Origin of the sequence: Secundilactobacillus malefermentans DSM 5705 = KCTC 3548 (assembly GCF_001436395.1) — a bacterium.
In the GTDB taxonomy this organism is placed as follows: Bacteria; Bacillota; Bacilli; order Lactobacillales; family Lactobacillaceae; genus Secundilactobacillus; species Secundilactobacillus malefermentans.
In genome coordinates, this window is record NZ_AZGJ01000073.1 from 1 (window position 1) to 5,041 (window position 5,041).

Genomic DNA, 5,041 nt, shown 5'->3' on the forward strand with positions numbered 1-5,041 from the left:
ATATTAAAAAATCGGTAGGCTTAAACATTGCTAACGCTTATATCAGTGCTGCTATTTAATTAAAATGCGACATCCCAACAACGGGGTGGCGCATTTTTGTTTGCAATGCGGTGACAAATAGGCCGGAAGCAAAATAAGTGAGTGATAACTCATTTTAATGTTGACAAACCGAGATGTACTGATTATACTAAGGCCATTAAGTGAGTGAGTATACACTCACTTTGAGAAAGAGGGTTATTAAAATGGTAACGGATTATGTCATCGCCAAGCAGGTCAGCAAGCACTTTGGTCATCAGCAAGTGCTCAATCAGATTGATTTGACACTGCCGGCTGGAATGATTTATGGCTTGATTGGGCCATCAGGAGCTGGGAAGACCANATGGAAGCTGTGGATAGTGGCACTGTTAAAGTCATGGATACGGTGATGCCCAATAGGGCGGTAATGGCACAAATAGGGTATATGGCCCAAAGTGACGCTTTGTATGAGACACTAACGGCCCGTGAAAACCTGACCTTGTTTGGGCAATTGATGAGCGTTCCAAAAATAAAGTTAGCACAGATGATTGATTATGCAGCCGGATTAGTTGATTTAACGTCCCAATTAGACAAGCGGGTCAGTGGCTATTCGGGTGGGATGAAACGGCGCTTGTCGTTGGCAATTGCCCTGATTCAGGATCCCCAATTATTGATTTTAGATGAACCGACCGTTGGGATTGATCCAGAATTACGGCAACAAATTTGGACCGAACTAAATAAGATCAAGGATACCGGTAAGTCGATGCTCGTGACAACGCATGTCATGGACGAAGCAGAACGGTGTGATTATCTCATGTTGATTCGGCACGGGATTGCGCTTGCTGAGGGGACACCCGCGGCACTGAAACAACAGTATGCAGTAGATACGATCGAACAGGTCTTTTTGAAAGCGGGGCGGATGCAAGATGCGAACGATGGCAATCGTTAGACGAGTTTTTAAGCAAATGTTACGTGATAAGCGTACCTTGGCGCTGATGTTTTTGGCACCATTGCTGATTATGACGCTGATGTATTTCTTATTTCAAAACAACACGACGCAAGTAGCAAGCTTGGGTGTTCATCATGTAGACCAATCCGTGGTTAACGTGATCGATACCAAAAACGTGACGATTCATCATTATGATAGTTCACAGGCACGGAAAATGATTAAGCAGCATGATCTAGATGGCTATTTGACTCAGAAAAATGGTCAATTGACGATTACTTATTCAAATAGCAATCCAACCAACACGTCTTTAATTAAGGCGAGTTTACAATCAGGATTAGTCAAGTTGAAAATGAAGACGCTGGTGACCGTTACTAAGAAACAGCGCGCGGCCCTTGAATCGCAACAAGCCGCTTTGAAGAAGCTGACAGCAGCCCAGACACAAGCAACGGTGACCAAGCTGAAGACTGCCATTGCACAAGCCCAGGCCCGCGGTGACCAGGCAACTGCTGAGAAATTACAAAAGCAACTCAAGCAGGCCACAGCCACGACGTCTAGTTCGACTCAGTCAGCTAAAGCAACCAGTTATACGACTAAGTCTCATTATATTTATAGTAGTAGTGATTCAACGTTCTTTGAAAACTTTTTTCCAGCCTTTCTCGGTTTCTTTGTCTTCTTCTTTGTGTTCTTGATTTCTGGCGTTTCACTTTTGAATGAACGCACTACTGGAACCCTAAGCCGGCTACTTGCAACCCCAATTCGACGGAGTGAAATTATTATGGGCTATCTAATTGGTTATGGGGGCTTTGCCATCATTCAGACTGTCCTGACCGTTGTTTTCACAATTACGGTCTTCAAGATTCACTTAGTTGGTAGTATTTGGCTGGTCTTTCTGACTAACTTATTATTAGCGTTAGTGGCTTTGACCTTGGGTATCTTTATTTCCACCTTTGCTAACTCAGAATTTCAAATGATTCAGTTTATTCCACTGATTGTTGTACCACAAATCTTTTTTGCTGGGTTGGTTCCAGTCGATGGCATGGCCAGTTGGTTGCAAGCAATTGCCCACATCATGCCGTTATACTATGGTGCTAATGCGATGACGGCTGTTGTGACAAAGGGTGCTGGGCTTGGCGATATTGGTGTCAATTTGTTAATATTAGTAGGGTTTATGGTCGTACTAACAATGTTGAATATTGTTGGAATGAAACGTTATCGGAAGGTGTGAGGATATGGAACGACCACGGATACGGGATTATTTTCAACAGGATCTAAGTCAGAATGAAACGATTACACCTAAGCAACGGGCCATCCTCCAGGCAAGTCTCGATTTGTTTGCTGAAAAGGGTTTTGACCAGACCAGTACTAGTGATATTGCACAACGGGCCGGCGTTGCGGAGGGGACGGTCTATCGGCGGTATAAGACTAAGGCTGCCTTACGGGATGCCATCTTAGCACCAATTACCGCGCACATTGTGCCAATCTTAGCGAGTGATTTTTCAGAGGATGAATTACGGCAGCGTTATCCCAGTCTACAGGCATTCGTCACAGCAATTTTTACGGACCGAGTTGCATTTGCTAAAGCTAACGTGAAAGAGTTAAAGGTCATTTTTGAAATGGCAGCTTTTGACACCGAACGACGCGAACAGATTCTTAGCCAGATTGCGCCTAAGATGGTCAAGCCGATGGGAAGTGTCATAAATCAACTAAAAGCAGATCATTTGATTGTGGATTGGCCGAATGATTTGATACTGCAAAGTTTGTTATCGCAGCTATTCGGTTACCTAGCGCAGTTAATGCTGGAATTGCCGGGAACTGAAATTGAGCGCGAACAAGCGTATTTGATTACGGTGATGACCAAAATATTGACCCCGGGTGAACATGATCAAATTACTGGTCAGTGAGCTAACTGTTACTTGATATAAACTAAAGCCACTTCTGTACTTAGCGGTCATTTGAACGCTAAGTACAGAAGTGGCTTTGGTCGTTGCTACGCGTGTTCGTTTGTTAATCTGCTAGTATCGTCATTTTATTCAACAAACTAGTTTGTAACTGGCTGAGTGTGGTCGTCATGTAGACCGGGTAAAGATCTGGGTTGACGAGCCGCTGGGTTGTTCGTGGGAGCTCGGCAAGTTTAGCCTGGGTCGTTGCCTGAATGGTTGTAACCGGAATTGACGTGGTGTTGGACAAATCTACCGGCGCGAGTAAGGGCCGGGCTTCAAAATGGGTGAGTCGCTGTTGACGGTCGACACTGAGTGGGTCACTGGTGACGACGGTTAGGCTGGTCGCATCAACGATCGTCTCGGTAGCTAGTGCAATCAAATCAGCAAAGGCCCGCTGAGTTCCTGGTTCGTACAGACGATAGACTTGCTTATCACCAGGAATCGTTAGTTTTTCGCGACTGGCACTGACCTTGATCTTGGGGGTGCTCTGACCATTGCTCTCAGTTGCCGCAAGCTTGTAGACGCCACTTAGAACCGGTGCGGACGCGCTAGTGATGAGCTTTTCACCGATACCAAAATTATCGATCGGTGCGCCTTCGTGCAACAGCGAGGTAATGATGTGTTCATCCAATGCGTTAGAAATAGTGATTTTGGCATTGGGAAAGCCAGCCGCGTCCAATTGTGTCCGGGCAGCTTGTGATAAAGTCGTGACGTCCCCCGAATCGATTCGAATACCGACGGGTTCATGCCCAGCTGCTCGTAGCTCCTTAAAGACCGTCACCGCGTTAGGAATCCCAGAGTTAAGCACATCATAAGTATCGACTAGTAGCGCACTATTGTCAGGATATTGTTCGGTCCACTTGCGAAACGCCGTTAGTTCATCTGGGAAAGCTTCAATCCAACTGTGGGCCATGGTACTAGCAACGGGAATATCAAACAGCTTCGCAGCGAGAACGTTTGAAGTACTATTGGCGCCACCAATAATGGCTGCCCGGGTGCCGTAAAGTGCGCTGTCCGGGCCTTGCGCACGGCGCGCACCGAATTCCATAATTGGACGTCCTGCCGCGGCATAACTCAGTCGACGAGCTTTAGTGGCAATCAGTGATTGGTGATTGACGATATTTAAGACGAGCGTTTCAAGTAATTGCGCTTGCTCAAGTGGTCCAGTGATTGTCAATAGTGGTTCACGAGGAAAGACCGGGGTTCCTTCTGGAGACTGGCAAAGTAGGCGGCGGATTTTTTTAACATATCACGCTCCAATGCTAATTCGGCATTTTCACGTTTTAAGGCACGGTTCTCAGCTTCTAAAGAAGCAAACGGCGTTTGCTTTCCATCTTCGGTATATAGCTTCCGCCAACGATACAGGGCACTTTCAGGAACACCAAGTTCGGAGGCAATGATTTTAACTGGTTTGGAAGAGTTAAAACTCAAACGTACCGCATTTTTCTTAAAATCTTGGTCGTAGCGATTGCGTGAATAGGTCATTTTGAGGACTCCTTTCGGATAAATCAATTCTCTTATGTTTCTGTCCGAAATTCTAGTACAGACCCTCCATAATTTGTATGCTCTTTTCTAGTACATATTTACGATAATTATTCGATTACCAAAAATGCCACCATTTTTTATTAGTTATATTTTTAGCTGCCTGTTTTTTTGCACCATCAGTTTTTGCAACTTGGCTTTTTTCTATACTTTCAAGATCTTCAACTGGGCCATCTAATTTTCGTAGGCGTTCTTTCAAATGGCGATCTTCTGCTACTGTTGCTAATTGTAATTGTTGTTGTTGGTCTATTAGTTTTGTTAAATGATCTATTTGTCTGTCTTTGCTACTTATTTGCTGGTCTTTGGTCGCAAGCTGTTTGTCACGTTGAGACTTTAAATCTGCTACCTCTTTTCTTAGAGTAGCAATTAGCTCATTATTTTTTTTGCTAGTCTTTGTCGCTTTTTTGCTACCTATTTGTTGATCTTTTGCTACCAAAGGCTTTGCTACCTTGTCCCTAATAATCCTTTCAGCTGTCAGGCTAATCATGTTTGTACCTTGACTATCTTTTTGTTGGTTCTTTGTTGGTAGTCTTTGGTAGTGATATTGAATAGTTTGTTTAGAGACCTTCAATTCATCAGCAAGTTCTCTAATAGT

General features: G+C 44.4%; 3 protein-coding genes and 3 pseudogenes. 4 read left to right on the forward strand and 2 right to left on the reverse strand.

The genetic code is table 11. The features are described from left to right. Positions 1–242: 242 nt before the first annotated feature. The 4 genes and pseudogenes from FD44_RS10775 to FD44_RS09415 form a co-directional block, all read left to right on the forward strand. Positions 243–378: pseudogene (locus tag FD44_RS10775) on the forward strand (ABC transporter ATP-binding protein); the annotation flags it as partial. 1 nt (position 379) lies between these two features. After that, positions 380–964 (forward strand): annotated as a pseudogene (locus FD44_RS09405) (ABC transporter ATP-binding protein); the annotation flags it as partial. Beyond that, on the forward strand, positions 942–2,189 hold the full coding sequence (locus tag FD44_RS09410) for an ABC transporter permease (protein ID WP_010620835.1): 1,248 nt from the start codon (positions 942–944) through the stop codon (positions 2,187–2,189). The pseudogene FD44_RS09405 and the gene FD44_RS09410, both read left to right, overlap by 23 nt. 4 nt (positions 2,190–2,193) lie before the next feature. Continuing rightward, on the forward strand, positions 2,194–2,865 hold the full coding sequence (locus FD44_RS09415) for a TetR/AcrR family transcriptional regulator (RefSeq protein WP_010620836.1): 672 nt from the start codon (positions 2,194–2,196) through the stop codon (positions 2,863–2,865). A 103-nt stretch (positions 2,866–2,968) separates the two neighbouring features. On the opposite strand, the pseudogene FD44_RS09420 reads toward FD44_RS09415, so the two are convergent. Both FD44_RS09420 and FD44_RS09430 read right to left on the reverse strand, forming a co-directional pair. Next, positions 2,969–4,389: pseudogene (locus FD44_RS09420) on the reverse strand (nicotinate phosphoribosyltransferase). Positions 4,390–4,504: 115 nt separating this feature from the next. Continuing rightward, a partial coding sequence (locus FD44_RS09430; protein ID WP_082618784.1) for a DUF536 domain-containing protein occupies positions 4,505–5,041 on the reverse strand: 537 nt, incomplete at its 5' end.

Excerpts from the sequence above, each read along its gene's own strand:
- FD44_RS09410 (WP_010620835.1), top strand. The coding sequence starts at position 942 with ATGCGAACGATGGCAATCGTTAGACGAGTTTTTAAGCAAATGTTACGT.
- FD44_RS09415 (WP_010620836.1), top strand. The coding sequence starts at position 2,194 with ATGGAACGACCACGGATACGGGATTATTTTCAACAGGATCTAAGTCAG.